Source organism: Acinetobacter sp. CE-15 (assembly GCF_051059255.1).
GTDB lineage: Bacteria > Pseudomonadota > Gammaproteobacteria > Pseudomonadales > Moraxellaceae > Acinetobacter > Acinetobacter guillouiae.
In genome coordinates this window covers 1,253,253-1,270,526 of the sequence record NZ_CP192737.1, presented here as the reverse complement: position 1 = coordinate 1,270,526, position 17,274 = coordinate 1,253,253, and the positions used below count along the sequence as shown (strand labels likewise).

General features: G+C 38.5%; 15 protein-coding genes. 8 read left to right on the top strand and 7 right to left on the bottom strand.

Annotation, left to right across the window (positions count from 1 at the left end):
• Positions 1 to 71: 71 nt before the first annotated feature.
• The gene (gene lysS, locus ACQ7EO_RS05890) at positions 72 to 1,598 is read right to left on the bottom strand and encodes a lysine--tRNA ligase (RefSeq protein WP_434279135.1); all 1,527 of its coding nucleotides are present in this window, start codon (positions 1,596 to 1,598) and stop codon (positions 72 to 74) included.
• 103 nt (positions 1,599 to 1,701) lie between these two features.
• Between lysS and ACQ7EO_RS05885 the strand changes: the two genes are divergently transcribed.
• Positions 1,702 to 2,418, top strand: a complete 717-nt coding sequence (locus tag ACQ7EO_RS05885; RefSeq protein ID WP_434279134.1) for a hypothetical protein — start codon at positions 1,702 to 1,704, stop codon at positions 2,416 to 2,418.
• Positions 2,419 to 2,442: 24 nt separating this feature from the next.
• On the opposite strand, the gene ACQ7EO_RS05880 is transcribed toward ACQ7EO_RS05885, so the two are convergent.
• Positions 2,443 to 2,886 carry an SRPBCC family protein gene (locus ACQ7EO_RS05880; RefSeq protein WP_096734826.1) on the bottom strand — a complete coding sequence of 148 codons (444 nt, stop codon included), beginning with the start codon at positions 2,884 to 2,886 and terminating at the stop codon, positions 2,443 to 2,445.
• 321 nt (positions 2,887 to 3,207) lie between these two features.
• Between ACQ7EO_RS05880 and ACQ7EO_RS05875 the strand changes: the two genes are divergently transcribed.
• Positions 3,208 to 3,711 (top strand): YqiA/YcfP family alpha/beta fold hydrolase, encoded by a 504-nt coding sequence (locus tag ACQ7EO_RS05875; protein WP_244015992.1) that lies wholly within the window; start codon positions 3,208 to 3,210, stop codon positions 3,709 to 3,711.
• A 146-nt stretch (positions 3,712 to 3,857) separates the two neighbouring features.
• Here ACQ7EO_RS05875 and ACQ7EO_RS05870 read toward each other — a convergent pair whose 3' ends face one another.
• Entirely contained in the window at positions 3,858 to 4,403 is a 546-nt protein-coding gene (locus tag ACQ7EO_RS05870; RefSeq protein WP_004823251.1) for an adenine phosphoribosyltransferase, read from the bottom strand.
• Between the two features lie 497 nt (positions 4,404 to 4,900).
• Here ACQ7EO_RS05870 and rubA point away from each other — a divergent pair, with 497 nt between their 5' ends.
• The 5 genes from rubA to ACQ7EO_RS05845 all read left to right on the top strand — a co-directional run bounded on the left by rubA (position 4,901) and on the right by ACQ7EO_RS05845 (position 9,838).
• Positions 4,901 to 5,065 carry a rubredoxin RubA gene (gene rubA, locus ACQ7EO_RS05865; protein WP_004678010.1) on the top strand — a complete coding sequence of 55 codons (165 nt, stop codon included), beginning with the start codon at positions 4,901 to 4,903 and terminating at the stop codon, positions 5,063 to 5,065.
• Positions 5,066 to 5,170: 105 nt separating this feature from the next.
• The gene (locus ACQ7EO_RS05860; RefSeq protein ID WP_239045174.1) at positions 5,171 to 6,361 is read left to right on the top strand and encodes an NAD(P)/FAD-dependent oxidoreductase; all 1,191 of its coding nucleotides are present in this window, start codon (positions 5,171 to 5,173) and stop codon (positions 6,359 to 6,361) included.
• A gap of 58 nt (positions 6,362 to 6,419) precedes the next feature.
• Positions 6,420 to 7,358 (top strand): esterase EstB, encoded by a 939-nt coding sequence (estB, locus tag ACQ7EO_RS05855; protein ID WP_004823254.1) that lies wholly within the window; start codon positions 6,420 to 6,422, stop codon positions 7,356 to 7,358.
• Between the two features lie 13 nt (positions 7,359 to 7,371).
• The gene (gene oxyR / locus ACQ7EO_RS05850) at positions 7,372 to 8,277 is read left to right on the top strand and encodes a LysR family transcriptional regulator OxyR (protein WP_004717396.1); all 906 of its coding nucleotides are present in this window, start codon (positions 7,372 to 7,374) and stop codon (positions 8,275 to 8,277) included.
• A gap of 346 nt (positions 8,278 to 8,623) precedes the next feature.
• Complete coding sequence (locus ACQ7EO_RS05845) at positions 8,624 to 9,838, top strand: TCR/Tet family MFS transporter (RefSeq protein WP_434279133.1); 1,215 nt, start codon at positions 8,624 to 8,626, stop codon at positions 9,836 to 9,838.
• Between the two features lie 160 nt (positions 9,839 to 9,998).
• On the opposite strand, the gene ppk1 is transcribed toward ACQ7EO_RS05845, so the two are convergent.
• Together ppk1 and mtgA are read right to left on the bottom strand one after the other, a co-directional pair.
• On the bottom strand, positions 9,999 to 12,083 hold the full coding sequence (ppk1, locus tag ACQ7EO_RS05840) for a polyphosphate kinase 1 (RefSeq protein WP_004823258.1): 2,085 nt from the start codon (positions 12,081 to 12,083) through the stop codon (positions 9,999 to 10,001).
• A gap of 111 nt (positions 12,084 to 12,194) precedes the next feature.
• Positions 12,195 to 12,869, bottom strand: a complete 675-nt coding sequence (gene mtgA, locus ACQ7EO_RS05835; RefSeq protein ID WP_096734830.1) for a monofunctional biosynthetic peptidoglycan transglycosylase — start codon at positions 12,867 to 12,869, stop codon at positions 12,195 to 12,197.
• A 73-nt stretch (positions 12,870 to 12,942) separates the two neighbouring features.
• Between mtgA and ACQ7EO_RS05830 the strand changes: the two genes are divergently transcribed.
• Positions 12,943 to 13,752, top strand: coding sequence for a rhomboid family intramembrane serine protease (locus tag ACQ7EO_RS05830; RefSeq protein ID WP_434279132.1), 810 nt, complete (start codon positions 12,943 to 12,945; stop codon positions 13,750 to 13,752).
• 175 nt (positions 13,753 to 13,927) lie between these two features.
• On the opposite strand, the gene ACQ7EO_RS05825 is transcribed toward ACQ7EO_RS05830, so the two are convergent.
• Together ACQ7EO_RS05825 and ACQ7EO_RS05820 are read right to left on the bottom strand one after the other, a co-directional pair.
• Positions 13,928 to 16,522, bottom strand: a complete 2,595-nt coding sequence (locus tag ACQ7EO_RS05825) for an ABC transporter permease (RefSeq protein ID WP_434279131.1) — start codon at positions 16,520 to 16,522, stop codon at positions 13,928 to 13,930.
• Entirely contained in the window at positions 16,522 to 17,271 is a 750-nt protein-coding gene (locus tag ACQ7EO_RS05820) for an ABC transporter ATP-binding protein (RefSeq protein WP_034610789.1), read from the bottom strand. Before ACQ7EO_RS05820 ends, ACQ7EO_RS05825 begins: the two co-directional genes overlap by 1 nt.
• Positions 17,272 to 17,274 lie beyond the last annotated feature (3 nt).

Here is a 17,274-nt window from a genome sequence, read left to right as displayed (position 1 = left end):
CTGATTGTCTAAGTAAAAAAAGCCACTGAATTCAGTGGCTTTTTTTACAACATCTTTTATAACATCATAAATTAATTTTTATGACGCATATGTGGGAATAAGATCACATCGCGGATACTTGCTGCATTGGCAAATAACATCACCAAACGATCGATACCAATACCTTCACCTGCTGTAGGAGGTAAACCGTATTCCAATGCTTCAATAAAGTCAGCATCGAAATGCATTGCTTCATCATCGCCCGCATCTTTTTCAGCAACTTGCGCTTGGAAGCGTTCAGCTTGGTCAATTGGATCATTTAATTCCGAGAAACCATTTGCCAACTCACGACCACCGATAAAGAATTCGAAACGGTCAGTGATATGTGGATTATCATCATTTCGGCGTGCTAACGGTGAAGTTTCCGCAGGATATTCAGTAATGAATGTCGGCTGACGTAATTGAGTTTCAACAGTTTCTTCAAATACGATGGTTTGTAGTCGACCTAAACCAAAACCTGGTTTAACTTGCTCTTTTAACTCTTCACGAATAAATCTTGCCAAGAATTCACGATCCGAAACATTTTCAGCAGTGAAATTTGGGTTATGCTCAAGAATCGCATCAAACATCGAGATTTTCTTAAATGGACCTTTGAAGCTATACACTTCTTCACCATAAGGAACATCTGTTGAGCCCAAGATGTCGATTGCTAATTTTTCAAGCATACCTTCTGTCAAAGCCATGAGATCTTTGTAATCAGCATAAGCTTGATAGAATTCAATCATGGTAAATTCTGGGTTATGACGCGTTGAAACACCTTCATTACGGAAGTTACGGTTAATTTCAAATACACGCTCAAAACCACCAACAACCAAACGTTTTAAGTAAAGCTCAGGTGCAATACGCAAGAATAATGGCATATCTAATGCATTATGATGTGTTTCAAATGGACGCGCTGACGCACCACCTGGAATCACATGCATCATCGGAGTTTCAACTTCCATAAAACGTTCATTGATGAGATAGTTGCGAATACCTGACACAACTTTTGCACGAATTTCAAAAGTTTTACGTGTTTCTTCATTCACAATTAAGTCTAAATAACGTTTACGGTATTTTACTTCTGTGTCATTCAAACCATGGAACTTGTCTGGAAGTGGACGAAGCGATTTCGTCAATAATTCAAAATGTTCAATATGAACATATAAATCACCTTTGCCAGAACGACCGATATAACCTTGAACAGCAATAATATCGCCAAGATCTAGACTTTTCACAGTTTCTAGAACTTCAGGTGCAAGCTCTTTACGTGGCACATACAATTGAATACGGCCGGTCATGTCTTGAATCACGATGAATGAACCACGGTTCAACATCACACGACCCGCTACAGATACGTGAACTTGCTCGCCTGCTTCAATTTGTTCTTTAGATTGATCTGCAAATTGTTCTTGTAGATCTTGCGCATAATGCTCACGCTTAAATGTGTTTGGCCATGGGCTAACACCGGTTTCCTTGGCGTGATCTTGAATTTGCTTTAACTTGGCATGACGCTGTGCAATTAAATCGTTTTCGGAAATGTGTTGTTCAGAAGTCGATTGAGCGTTATGTTGCGTCATCTCTGCCTCGATTATATTAAAAAACGGAAGTTGCATAGCATAGCAGATTTACAACATAATGCGTATGAATATAACTCTACGAACCATGTAAAAATTAAAAATCATGAATAAATACTGGCAAGGATTCGCCCAAAGTATCATTCTTTTCAATGTTTTGTGGTTTTCAACTGTGGTTGATGCAGAACAAATCGTTGTTATGAGCAATACTCAAAAAGATCTTCCTATAAAAATTGAAAGCACCAATCTCAATAATCAAGATTATATTTGGCAATTAGAAATCGTTCCAAATCGAATCAGTCTGCAAAGCCAAGTCAAATTAATGAATCCTCACCCCACTCAAAAAGCACTCAATTTAAGGGCTTTAGAACTGGCAAAAAAACTTACTATGGATCAATTACCACAAGTCAGTAATGATTTTAAAAATAAAACTCTCAATGTTGATGAACAAAACATCGCAAAAATAAAATATTATTATGGGAAATACATTCTGTTTATTAAATTTCCAACCCGCATCCAATACGCCATAAAACCCAACTTTTCACAAGTACAAAGCGCTTTAGAACCCTTTTGTGACCAAAGTAAGACACCATCTCAGAATAAAATTAAATTTGATCAACAAGGTAATATCTCGCTCTCAGCGAAATTTTTGGTAGATACACAAGGGCAAATCCTAAATATCCGTTACACCCCTTTAATTCACGAACAAATGAAATCGATACTGCAACCTTTACTAGAAAAAATTCGCTTTCAACCACGTAATGAAAATGGTGTGGCAAAATCATTTTCTATTGAACAACCCCTGATTATTCAATGCCATTAAACAATAATGAAAGTGCTAAGTTTCTTAATGGTTTTGTTCAGCCAATGATTTGACTATGGCAAACCCTTGCTGGAAAGCACGATCCATCATGTCCTTATATTCCTCAGAGGTTTCTATTTCAGCAGATAATGTGGTTGTTGCACCCTGTTCATTTAAGAAATATTTTTCTAAAGAGCCACTCCAACTTTGAACATCTTCACTTGTTGAATCTAAAACACCATTTTTCAAAACACCCAAATGTTTAAATACCACTTTTTTAAACTGCTCCAACTCTACAATGGTTGCGACCATACCATTGCCGCTGGCATCCTGAAATAAGGTTTCCCCGCCAATTTTCCAGTCAGACTGCATCTGCGAAGTTTCCGAAAACGGTTGGGTCCATTTGGAATAAGTATGGGTATCCCACAGGATATTCCATACTGTTTGTGCATTCGCTTGAATGACAATGTCATAGCTTAAAGTCATCATTTCTTTCTCTTATTTTATTGATCCAATCTATAGCTTAGTACAATAAAAACCCAGAATGATTAATTTTTGTTAATAAAAATCCATCACCCTAAAAATTTAAACCTAAACATTCAATATGTTAAACAATAAATAACAAGCATATTGATCTGTTACACAACACTCTTAGACCAAAATCTAAGTTTTTAAAAAAGTGCAGCTAAGTAGAATATTTGAATATAAAAATAGTTAAATGGAAAATTTTAAATCCATTGATAACTTTTTCTAGCTTTGTTCAATTTCTACCTTTGCTCAATAAAGAAAGACCATATGAAAACGATAACAATGAAGAGTATTCATTCTAAAATCTTATTTTTACATGGACTAGATTCATCTAAAGAATCGACAAAATTCCATGCCATAAATGCTGAAAAAAAATATTGTATTAACGTGGATTATCGTAACCTTAACTACAAAACGGTTGAGTGTTTTTATCACGATATTATCGAAAAGATTAAACCCGATTTACTGGTAGGTCATAGTTTAGGGGGGTATTGGGCATTAAAAATGTCACAGCAACATCGAATTCCTGCAATCCTTGCCAATCCGAGCTTAAATCCAGATTTCCGTGAAGACTATGCAGCGATTGATGAACATGATTTAGACCATGACATTCCACAAATTGCTTATCTGGAACTGGGTGATGAGGTTTTAGATATGTATAAAGTGCTTGAACAACTAGAGTCATATATGCAGATTAAAGCTGTTGAAGGTGGACACCATCGTTTAGTCCAACCTGAAAACCTAAATCATTTAATTGAATATATGGAACAAACCTTTATTGCTTGAAATAAAATTTTCAAAGTACAGTTCGCTGCTCTCTAACTAAAAAAGCCTTGTATTTACAAGGCTTTTTTCACGACAAGACAGACAAACAAATGATTTAAGTATTTAATCACAAGCAGGTAGCCCGAAAACTTAACCTGTTATTGCCTTTAAGCAACCGCTTTTTCAACTGGCTTGGAATGCTCATCGAGCACTGACCAAATCTTTAAACCAAGATCTTGATGTAAATCAGGTAGATCAAGAAAAATACTTGCACCCAATACCGTATGTTGGCATTTATGCATCAATTGATTGACAGCTTTTAAAGTACCACCTGTAGCCAATACATCATCTACAATAATCACTTTTTGTGCTGCGATATCCGCTGACATTTCCAAGCGATCTAAACCATATTCTAAGCTATAACCCACACCAACTACTGGAGGTGGCAACTTACCTGCTTTACGAACCAACAATAAGCCTTTGCCAGTACGTTGTGCCAATAAGCTGGCTAAAACAAAACCTCGTGCCTCAACTGCAACAAAACTATCCACGGCATCTAATTGCTCTACAGGAATACTCGCAATCAATGCATCGGTTAACGCCACAAGATTGTTCATAAACAATGGGGTTAAATCATAAAAACAAATACCTGGTTTTGGGAAGTTTTGGACAGTACGAATACTTGACCACAAAGCAGTAGACATGTTCATCATGGGAGGGAGATTTAAAAAAGATAAATAATACGTGAATTTTAACGTTTATTAGCCAAAATTGACAGCAGCCCGCTACCTATTCAACATTAAAGTCACGCTAAGTTGTTGAATTTATTAAGTCCATTTTCACACAAAATAATGGCTATAGAATGAGCTAATTCTAGCTTAATATTTTTGGCTAAAATATTCATCTAGACCTTTGTCTAAATTCAAATATTTTTAAACTTTTATATCAGTGCTCATCCCTTGTTATGACAGTGTTGTAATTAAAATTGTCTGACAAAGTTGGCATAATAAACATCGCTTTTGTCCTGAGCTGCCATTCAGCTTTAAGATTAGTTAGATAAACTCCGATATTTACTTTACTTTAGATACAGAACTGCGTAAGAATTTAGAGGAATATGTACACATTTTATTTGCATATTATTTGAGTCAAGCAGCAGAAGGAATTTTACTGACAGAAAAAACAATGCATCTGTCAGATATCGGAGAATCAGATGAAGAAATATCAATGCATCGTTTGTGGTTGGATTTATGACGAAGCAGAAGGTTGGCCACAAGATGGCATCGCAGCAGGTACCAAGTGGGAAGACATTCCTGATGACTGGACATGCCCAGACTGCGGTGTTTCTAAAGCAGACTTTGAAATGGTAGAAATCTAAGATATTGCGTAAAGACCATGTTTACATGGTCTTTTTTACATTTATTTTCAACAATACAAAATTATTCAATTCACCTCTAAATTTGAAACAGGTATGGAGAAAGATATGCAACCGATCATCATCATAGGTTCTGGCATGGCGGGTTATACCCTTGCAAGAGAATTTCGTAAGTTAAACACCGAACAGGAATTGGTGATGATTTGCGCAGATGATGCGGTGAATTATGCAAAACCTACCCTATCTAATGCATTGGTTGGGAAAAAAGCACCTGAACAAATTGGTTTAGGCGATGCTGAAAAGATGAGTAGCCAACTGAACATGCGGATTGAAAAAGAGACATGGGTTAAAAGTATTGATGCAGAGAAACATGAATTAACCCTTGAAAAAGATGGACAACCTTCAACTCAAGGCTACTCAAAACTTATTCTTGCCGTGGGCGCAAATCCAATTCGATTAGCGATTGCTGGGGATGGAAGTGATGATATTCATGTGGTTAACTCACTGATTGACTATCGCGCATTCCGTGAAACTTTAGACAATTGCAGCACGGGTGAATGTGGTAACAAGCGTGTGGTGATTTTAGGTGCAGGCTTAATTGGTTGTGAATTTGCCAATGACTTACAAAATACTGGGCATCAGGTTACGGTGATCGACTTAGCACCACAACCTTTAGGGCGTTTATTGCCTAATCATGTTGCACAAGCATTTAAAGACAATCTTGAACAATCAGGAATCAAATTTGCCTTGGGCACCACTGTAGAAAAAGTTTCTAAATCTGAGCGTGGTTATATCGTTTCATTGGCCAGTGGTCAGTCCTTGCTCGCGGATGTTGTGCTTTCTGCAATTGGCTTACAACCTAATATTGCCTTGGCCAAAGCTACAGAAATCAACACCAGTCGTGGTGTAATTACCAATACCTTGCTCGAAACCAGTCAAGCAGATATTTTTGCCATCGGTGACTGTGCCGAAGTGAATGGAACACTTTTGCCATTTGTCATGCCAATCATGCAACAAGCGCGTGCATTGGCCAAAACCTTGAGTGGACAAACCACCACTGTGCACTACCCTGCAATGCCAGTCGCAGTGAAAACCCCAGCTGCACCTTTGACTGTACTTCCTGCTCCAATTGATGTAGATGTTACATGGGAGAATGAAGAGTTTGAAGATGGAATGTTATCTAAAGCAACAGATGCTGAAGGTACCTTACGTGGTTTTGTATTGTTAGGTGCAACTGCTGGAAAACAGCGTTTAACATTAACAAAACTGGTTCCAGACTTGATTCCTGCATCGGTTTAAGGTTTTAATAGCAAGGATATTTTTTAATCAAAGAATATCCTTGCTTAGGAAAATAACAATGAATAGCGCACTTCAATTTCAAGTTTCACCTTATGCATCGTTCATGAATGAAACCAAAGTCGATTTAGGAAATGGTATTCAACTTCATGTTGAAACTGGTGGAAATCCACAACACCCGACCATTCTGTTGATTATGGGTTTGGGTGCGCAAATGTTATTTTGGCCTGATTTTTTTTGTAAATCACTGATTGATCAAGGCTTTCATGTGATCCGCTTTGATAATCGTGATATTGGCTTATCTTCAAAAATTCGCCACCAAGGTCCACGTTTAAACTCTTATAAGCTGATGGGTCGCTTTGCTTTGGGCTTACCGAATGACGGCGCGCCTTATAACTTATTTGATATGGCGGATGATGTTGCATTATTGATTGATCGTCTAGGCATTGAAAAACCACATATTTTGGGTGCTTCAATGGGTGGTATGATTTCTCAAATTTTAGCTGCAAAATATCCTGAGAAAATTGATAAAGTCGGCTTACTCTTTACCAGTAATAATCAACCTTTGCTACCTCCACCATTTCCAAAACAACTCTTTAGTCTCATTGGTAAACCTGAATCACGTGATGAAGAAGGAATTGTGAATCATTCCTTGAAGGTTTTTCATATGATTGGTTCACCTGGTTATATCAACCAAGTTGAAGCAATTCAAACTGCACGTAAATTATATCGTCGTAGTTATCATCCAGCGGGTGTACTTCAACAGTTTTTAGCAATATTATGTACAGGTTCCTTACTTAAATTGGATAAGCAGATCAAAAAGCCAACTTTAGTGTTACATGGCTCTAAAGATCGGTTACTACCTCCAAGTCATGGTAAGGCAGTTGCTAAAGCAATTTCAGGCGCTAAATTTGAATTAATTGAGGGAATGGGGCATGATATCCCACCGCATTTTGTTCCTCAACTTAGCGGGTTATTTGCACATCATTTTAAATCATAAGCATTAGGACACTATGGCTGCATTACCATCCCTAAGACAGTTGTCATATTTAGTGACATTGTCTGAGACGCTGCACTTCACTGAAGCAGCGCGCCGTTCGTTTGTAACTCAATCTACTTTATCTGGTGGAATCATGGAGTTAGAACGTTTATTGGGTGGCGTACTCGTAGAACGTGATCGCCAAAACGTACGTTTAACTCCTCTAGGTGAGCAAGTTGTTGCCCGAGCCCGTGTTCTACTCGCCGATGCTCAGGACTTGATGCGGTTAAGTCGAGAAATGAGTGAACCGTTAACTGGTGATTTGCATTTAGGGATTATTCCAACCATCGCCCCTTTCATTTTGTCGCAGCTTTTGGAAGAAGTGCATAAACAACTTCCAAAAATTCAGTTGCATCTGCATGAAGCACAAAGTGAAAAAATTGTTGAAAAACTTGAGCATGGCAATCTAGATGTGATCATGCTGGCTTTACCATTCGACACACGTGGTTTGAAAGTTGCTGAAATTGCGAAAGAAGATTTATTCTTAGTCTGCAATAAAGCAGATCAAAATGCGATGAATGCAAGAAGCTTAGATGATTTAGATCTTTCTCATCTTATGCTCCTTGAAGAAGGTCATTGCCTACGTGATCATACCTTAAGTGTTTGCCCAATCGGTGAGCGTAAAAATGATCACCGTTTAAAAGCAAGCTCATTGCCAACTTTAGTGGAAATGGTCAGTTCAAACTTAGGCTATACACTGCTTCCTGAGATTGCAATTCATGCACATATGCTGAAAAACAATGATCAGATTGTGGTTAAACCTATTGAGAATGCACCATCACGCACTTTGGCTTTAGTTACACGTAAAAGTACACCACTACAAAGTGAATTTGATGTGTTGGTACAAATTCTTCAAAAAATCACGCCAAATTTACGTTAATTTTCCAATACTAAAAAGGAGTCATGATTGACTCCTTTTTTATTGAATATCTAAAAAGCCTATAGATCACATCAGCATAAGCAAAATTAAAACGATCTTGTTTTTACTAGATCAAGCATGATAATCTTTGACCAGTACAAAAATAATCGCTTATTTTTGTATGTATTGTTACGATAAAAATCGCGAAAAATCGACCTATCCTCAGCTTGTTTTAAAAGCATGAATCCATCTCGTCGACACATATCCAATTCTTCGCATTGGTCAGCGTTCCACAGGGCTTGAATCTTCCAAGCATCGTTAACAGGTTTCCACAGTTTTCTGTGCCTGAATTTTCGATAGGACGCGTATGAACCGACCTTTATATATTATTTTTTCAACGATTGTCTTAGATGCAATTGGCATTGGCATCGTATTCCCCCTGCTTCCCTCACTACTGAAAGACCTGGGCCATCAGCATAACGTTGCCTTGTTAATGGGGGTTTTCCTAAGCCTATATGCGCTTATGCAATTTATTTTCTCCCCGATCTTAGGTGCTTTGAGTGACCGTATCGGTCGAAGACCTGTTCTGCTGATTTCCCTTGCGGGTTCTGCAATCAACTATTTGTTTCTTGCTTGCTCATCCTCTCTTATCTTGCTGTTCATTGGACGGATCATTGCTGGAATAAGTAGTGCCAATATGCCCGTGGCTTCAGCCTATATCGTTGATACCACGTCAGAAGAAAATCGAGCAAAATACTTCGGTTTAATGAGTGCCATGTTTGGTATTGGATTTATTATCGGTCCTATACTCGGTGGATTATTGGGCGGGTATTGGTTACGGCTACCTTTTTTCGTTGCGGCAATTTTAACAACCGTTAACTTGCTTATCGCATTCTGGCTACTCCCTGAATCCCGAAGCAACAATCCACTCCTAGTCCCCCCTCAAGCTTCTATTTCGCAACGTTCGAGTTTAAAAATAAATCCCTTGAAAAGTTTTGGTTTTATCCTTGCTCAAAAAGGTATATTACCGATTTTGCTGATATTTTTTCTGTTTAGCGCCTGCGGTGAAGCTTATGGTGTCTGCTGGGCACTTTGGGGACACGATACCTTTAAATGGAATACATTTTGGGTTGGTCTTTCTTTAGGCACTTTTGGTTTATGCCAAGTACTGGTTCAGTCATTTATACCGCAACATGCAGTCCGATATTGTGGTGAAAGAAATACCGTGCTGATTGGTCTGGCATGTATATGTATGGCATTAATCATCATGGCTTTTACCCAACACGCTTGGATCATTTTTGCAATCATGCCGATCTTTGCCCTAGGAAGTATCGGCACTCCTGCACTACAAGCTGTTGTTTCACAAAAAATCCCAGCTGCACAGCAAGGACAGTTTCAAGGTGTTATCGCATCAACCATTAGTCTGGCCTCGATTATTGCCCCATTGTTGTTTTCTACACTTTACTTTCATTTCCAAACACAATGGACTGGCGCTATATGGTTGGTTGTCGCGATGATTTATTTAATTGCATTACCTGCTGTTTTATCGAGTTTAAAACCACAACAGTTTAAATCATCCTAGTATTTAAGAACGTCAATGCTTTATTAGAAGCGTTGGTTGCTGATTTAAAAAACTTAAATCTATAGCAACCAAGTCATTCAATTTCATTAAAATCCGATTGATTGATACAAAAAAGCCCGATTAATTTTAATCGGGCTTAAGACAATCAAATGATCTTGGCTTAACCATTTACAAAGTGCTCAAGCAAAGTTTGTTGTGCATTGTAAATTGCCTCGCCTTCTTTAGGTTGCACACGAGTCCAAGTCCCATCGCCTTGCAACAGCCAAGCGCGGATATTGTCTTTTAAGTAGTTGACTAAACCTTGCTGGTAAATACGTTTTTTTAATGCTGGATCTTCAATCGGGAAGCACACTTCTACACGATTAAATAAATTACGATCCATCCAGTCTGCACTTGAACAGTAAATACGTGGATTGCCATTATTTCCGAAATAATAAACACGGGTATGTTCTAAGAAACGCCCGACAATTGAACGTACTCGAATATTTTCAGACAGGTTTGGCAACCCAGGACGTAAACAGCAAATTGAACGAATAATCAGATCAATTTGCACCCCTGCTTGCGAAGCTTCATATAATTTATTGATCAATTGAACTTCAGTTAACGCGTTAACCTTCACAATAATTTGCGCAGGTTTACCCGCTTTGGCATTGGCAATTTCATCATCAATAAAAGCAATTAACTGAGCATGTAGCGTAAACGGCGCATGTAACAGTTTTTTCAACTTCGCCATTTTTCCCATACCGGTCAATTCTTGGAAAATACGATGTACATCTTCGCAGAGCTCTTTATCTGTAGTGAGCAAACCATAATCAGTATAGATACGAGCATTTGTTGCATGGTAGTTACCCGTACCCAAATGCACATAACGTACTAACTTATTATTCTCACGGCGTACCACCAAGATCATTTTGGCATGCGTTTTATAGCCCACGATGCCATAAACCACAACAGCGCCTGCTTCTTGTAATACATTGGCAACGGCGATATTCGATTCTTCATCAAAACGCGCACGCAACTCAATCACAGCAGTGACTTCTTTACCATTACGTGCCGCTTCTGCAAGTACCTGAACAATTTCAGAGTCAGCACCACTACGATATAAGGTTTGTTTGATCGCTAACACTTGGGGATCACGTGCAGCTTCACGCAACAAGTTAATAACTGGTGCAAATGATTCAAATGGATGGTGTAAAAGAATGTCTTGTTTTTGCATTGCTGAAAAAATATTTTCAGACTTTTTCAATACTTTTGGAATCGCGGGTACATGCGAGTCATAGCGCATATGTGGACGTTTAAAATTTGACACAAGACGTGCCAGATTTACCGGCCCATCCACTTTATAAAGTTGTTCTTGTTCTAGATCAAATTCTTCAAGCAAATATTCATAAATATGTTTTGGACAGTTTTCTGTCACTTCTAAACGTACTGCTCGACCAAAACGACGTGAACTCAACTCACCTTTCAATGCTTTGGCTAAGTCTTCTACATCTTCATTCAGTGCCAAATCTGCATTACGTGTAACACGGAACTGATAACAACCTGTAGCTGTCATCCCTGGGAACAAATCCGATACATGCTCATGAATAATCGCAGACAACATCACAAAATGTTCTTTACCGCCTGTAAGCTCATCAGGTAAACGCACTACACGCGGAAGCGAACGTGGCGCTGGTACAACTGCTAAATCAATTTGTCGACCAAATGCGTCCTTCCCTTCTAGAGTCACAATAAAGTTCAAACTTTTATTGACCAATCGAGGGAATGGATGTGCAGGATCAAGGCTAATGGGAGTAAGCACTGGTGCAACTTGTTCTTGGAAATATTTTTTAATCCACACAGATTGTGCAGGCGTTAACTCGCCACGACGTAAAAAGCAAATATCTTCTTCACGTAACTTAGGAAAAATTTCTTCATTGAGGATGCGATACTGACGCTCAATCGCTTCATGTGCAGTTTTAGAGATTTGGTCTAAAACTTGTTTTGGCGTCAAACCATCTGGTGAACGACTTTCATTCCCTAAAGTTAATTGCTCCATCATTCCTGCAACACGGATTTCAAAAAATTCATCCATATTACGAGAAAAGATCAATAAGAAATTCATACGTTCAAGCAAGGGATGTAAAGGATCAACGGCTTGCTCTAAAACACGTAAATGGAAATCTAAAATTGAAAGCTCACGATTTATATATCGTTCATTATAAGAATATTCTGTAGGCGTTGTTGTCGTCACTGCGGTATTCATGCAATAAACCTGCATCAAAAAAATGTCTTAATTCTAGTATGCTTCAAATTTGTGACAATTTCATAAAAAAAGCACATCAATTTGTGCTTTTTTAAATTCATTTATTTAGCGTCAATCTGGAATACGGGTATAACGCATATACTTCAAAACCAAACGCTTACGGTATTGAAGCTTAGAATCATCTGGATTTTTTTGATAATACTTCGGATTGGTTAAAATCACTGCTAAAAATGCGGCCTGCTCACGACTTAAACTTGCCGCGCTCTTAGAAAAGTAATGTTGTGATGCAGCTTCAACACCATAGATATGATCACCAAATTCAACAGAGTTCATATAGACTTCTAAAATGCGCTGTTTAGTCCACATCCGCTCCATCATGGTGGTGGCAATCGCTTCCTGACCTTTGCGAATAAATGAGCGACGATTATAGAAGAATAAATTTTTAGCCAATTGTTGAGAGATCGTTGAACCACCGGCGACTACTTTGTCTTTTTTTAGATTACGTTGTAGTGCATTTTCAATACCATCCCAGTCGAAACCATGATGATCGAGAAATTTGGCATCTTCGGCAGCGACAATTGCATGTTTAAAGTTATCACTGATCTTGTCATAGTCACGCCATTGATGTTGAATCGGCTCAAAATCAGACAAATATGTCCAACGCATAAACATGGTGGTTTCTACATCATGAGTACGCCAATAAATTAAACTTGAGAAAATCCATAGCTGAATCATGATCAAAATACTGACCACAATTAACAAAGCACGAACAATAAAAGCTTTCATGTCAGCTGCTTACTCCGAAAATTCTGACGTTTCATGTTAAGCTGAATCTATCTATAAAAAGCTAAGCAATAGCATGTCTAAATATCAAGATCTTTCAACTTATAGCCAACCCAATTCTATTGGTAAAATAACCTTATTGCTGATTGTCATCAATGTCGGTTTATTTGCCATCCAAGTCTTATCAGGTGTCAACATTACTGACCCGACAACGTTGGACGCGTTGCGTTGGGGTGCTGATTATGCACCTTTAACCTTCTTAGAGGAACCATATCGCTTATTCAGTAGTATGTTTTTTCACTTCGGTATCCTGCATCTAATGATGAACATGTGGGCACTGTATATTTTTGGTGATGTTGCTGAAAAAACTTTAGGAAAGTTTTATTTCCTTGGACTTTATATCCTTGCTGGACTCATGGGAAGTTTATTAAGTGGTTATTTGGATATTCGAAATAGCTACGAAATGCTGCAGAACTTTGATCAAAAACTCTTTCCTCATGTATCTGCCGGTGCATCGGGTGCTGTGATGGGACTTGGTGGTGCACTAACACTCCTGTCGTTGTTCCCACCTACCCCGAATCAAAGATTCATTTTAGATAAAAGATCACTTTTAACCGTACTTGCGATCAACTTAGCTTTTGGCTTTTTCGCTTCTGGAATTAACAATGCTGCCCATATCGGTGGGATGTTAATGGGTGCGGTCATGGCTTTGGCTTGGTATGCAACCCAACGTGCCAAAATGGGTAAAGCTGCCAATATTATCATTGTGCTTTTGGGGATTGCAGCAACCTATGCGGTTTATCTCTATTGCCAGCATCTCGTTGGACCACTTAGCCCACTTTGGCAACAAGCCATTGTACAAATGCGTGAGCAATTAAACTTTTAATCCCTAAAATAGCTTGTCTATGCCGCAATAAAACATTGCAAAGTACAACCAATTCAAAAGTATAAAAAATGGCGACCTATAGGTCGCCATTTTTAATTTACTGTCTTCTCTGACCAGTCTTTTAAAAACTCAACTGAAATTAAACAGCCAGATAAAACCACTTAAACAAAGCGGTTTAATTCAACTCTCGTAGACTTTGCAATGGTGGGATTTCGGATAAATAGCTCAATCGGTAACGCCCAATTAATGCGCACAACACTGCCATCGAAATTGGTAAAATCAGCCAAATTTCCCAATGTAATTGCACCACCATTTCCATACGATAACTGGCAACAGCACTAATCACCTCCGCAAAGAAACAGGAAACGATTCCCGCCAATAATCCAATAAAACCGATTTCAAAACTCATCATATTTTTTAACTGACGCTTTGAACTGCCAAAAGAACGTAACAATGCCACTTCTTTTTTACGCTCATCCATCAGCAAATTGATACACGCAATCAACACTAAAAAGCCAGATAAACTCACCAACACCGCCAAAACTGTAATGATTTTGACCAACACAGAAACCAAGTTTTTAATTTCATCAAAAATTAAAGAGACGTCAATAAAGACCGTATTGGAAAATTGTTGAATCAGATTAACCATCTTGATTTTTTCACTCGGTGGCACATAAAAACTCCCTAAGTAGCTGCCTGCGTTTTCATCCAACGTCTTTGGAGTAAAAATAAAGAAAAAGTTTGGACTAAAGCTTTGCCATTCCACTGTACGCAAATTCACAACTTGCGCGTCCAAATTTCCCTCAGGCAAACTAAAAGTTAAACGATCGCCAATTTTAATGCCCAATTCTTCAGCCAATTTGGCCTCTACAGACACCTGCCCAATTTGAGTTAATTGAGCCTCTCCAGCAACAATGATATTGTCTTGTGGATAATGATCTGCTTGGGTGAGATTTAACTCACGACGTAAAGAATTATTGGTTTTCACCAATTGGGCAGGAAAGGCTTGACCATTTTTTGCCAATAAGCGCCCTTTGACATTGGGATATAACGGTGTGCTTTTCCAGTGTTGCTGTGCCAATTGTTGTTTAAAAGCCTCCAGTTCAAATGGTGGTAGACCATAAATAAACTGGTTAGGCGTTCCCTCAGGCAATTGTTGCTGCCAACGCTCTAATAAATCAGTTCTCAATACAGCAAGTACCGTGATCAGACTTAAACCCAATGCCAAAGCGGTAATTTGTAAAGCGGTTTGCGAAGGGGTTCGGATATAGGCTGAGAGCCTATTTTTCATTGATTTTAAAGTCTTTAAAATCATCCAAACCACTGCATATAACAAACCTGTTAACACAATGACTGCACCCATCACCAACGCAGTAAGTATCAGATTTTCGGTCAAGACCAAACTAAAAATAATCAGACTAACTAAACCTGTAGCCATCATCCACAACATTGAACGTGCCGACTTTTCTTGTTGGCGTATCACCCGAATAGGCGGTGTATTTAACAGTTGCCACAAGCTCGGTAAAATAAATCCAATCAATACAATTGCACTGGTAAAAATTGCAATAGGCAAAGGACCAACCAACATCTGCAACATTGAAAATTGCAACTCTAGGTTCGGAATCATCTGCAACATCAATTGCAATAATGAATAACCTAAAATCAGTCCTAAAATACTGCCAATGACAATGGCGATTAAAATAACAACGCTCAATAGCCCGAGATAGGTTTGAAAAATCTGCCGTTTCGTTGCACCCATGCAACGCATCAGCGCAATATGATCTTGGTTCTGCTGTACATAACGCTGACTGGTTAAAGCGATGGCTAAACCACATAAAAGAATCGTCAGAATATTGGCCAATTGTAAGAAAGTATCGAGGTTTTCAATTGGTTTAAGTAAGCGTGAATTGCCCTCATCTGCATTACGTAGTCTTAAATTACTTTGTGCATCTAATTCATTATCCGCATTTTGTTGATCTTGAATGGATTGATCTGTTTGTGAGTGTGTTGCTGGCTGATTTTCAGTCAATGCATTGGCACTTGATGCGCTTAAAGCTGAATCTGCATCCGAATTTTGTGCAATCTTTAGATTTACATTTTGCTTTTCTTGCGCTTTAAATGTCTTAAAAAATTGCTGATATGTTGCAATCGACTCCGCATCCCCTGCCATCAACAAACGATATTCAATCCGACTTCCAACTTGAATTGCACCCGTTTTTGCAACATCTGCTTGAGAGATAATCACGGTTGGCGAAAAGGCAGAAAAGCCTAATTCTTGATTTGAATCATGTTCAATGATACCAGTAACTTTAAACTGACCATTGGCAATTTGAACGCTATCGCCTAGGTTTAATTTTAATAATTCTTGTGCGCGTTTGCTTAGCCAAACCCCGCCACTTTGTAAGGCTTGTTTTGGCGCAATCCTTAATTCACCACGTAAGGGAAATGCTGTGTCAATGGCTTTCACATTGACCATAACAAACTGGTCCTGCGTAGAGGCCATTGAACCAAAAATGGTGACATGGGACTGTTTTAATTTTAAATCATCAGCCTGTTTGGTCCATTGTTGGTCAATTGGATCTGTATCACTAAGTTGTAAATCTGCAGCTTGCATTTTGGCAGCTTGTAAGGTCACTGCTTGTTTGACTTGATCATTGCTAAACTTTAATGCGGTGGTCGCACTAATGGCTAAACTCAATGCAATAATCAGCAGATATATACCTGAACTGGCAAAACTTTGCCTAAATAAGGGTTTAAACAAGGTCAACATTACACCACCTCATTCGATTGAGGAGTCTGCACATGTTCAATCAATTGACCATCTTTTAATTCATAATGACGTTGGCACTGTGCGGCCAATTGCGAATCGTGAGTGACAAGCACTAAAGTTGTACCAAGTTCTTTATTTAAATCAAACAAGAGTTGTTCAATTTCAAATGCAGTATGTTCATCTAAATTGCCTGTAGGTTCGTCGGCAAAAATAATTTTGGGGTCAGAAATTAAAGCTCGTGCAATGGCAACCCGTTGTTGCTCCCCACCAGACAATACTTTCGGGGTTTGCTGGCTTTGTCGTTCTAAACCGACTTTGGCCAATAAGCTTAAGGATTTTTGTTCTGCGTGTGCATAATTAAAATTCTTCTGTAAGCGTAATGGTAACATCACATTTTCTAAGGCAGAAAGATGTGGCAGTAACTGGAAAGATTGAAATACAAAACCAATATATTGAAGCCGAATCAACGCACGTTGTTCTTCGTTTAAATGCTCAATCGCTTCACCACAAACACTGAGTTGACCTGCACTGGCTTGATCGAGAGTGGCAAGGATGCCCAATAAAGTTGATTTTCCTGAACCAGAACGTCCAGTAATCGCGACCTGTTCACCTGTATAAATATTAAGATTTAGATTTTCAAAAATTGTAAGCGTTTGATGAGGTAATTCTATCTTTTGTGTAAGTTGCTGTGCAGAAATTATCACTTGTGGCATGATGGGAGAAGTTGAATCATCCTGAACCTTAGACATCAT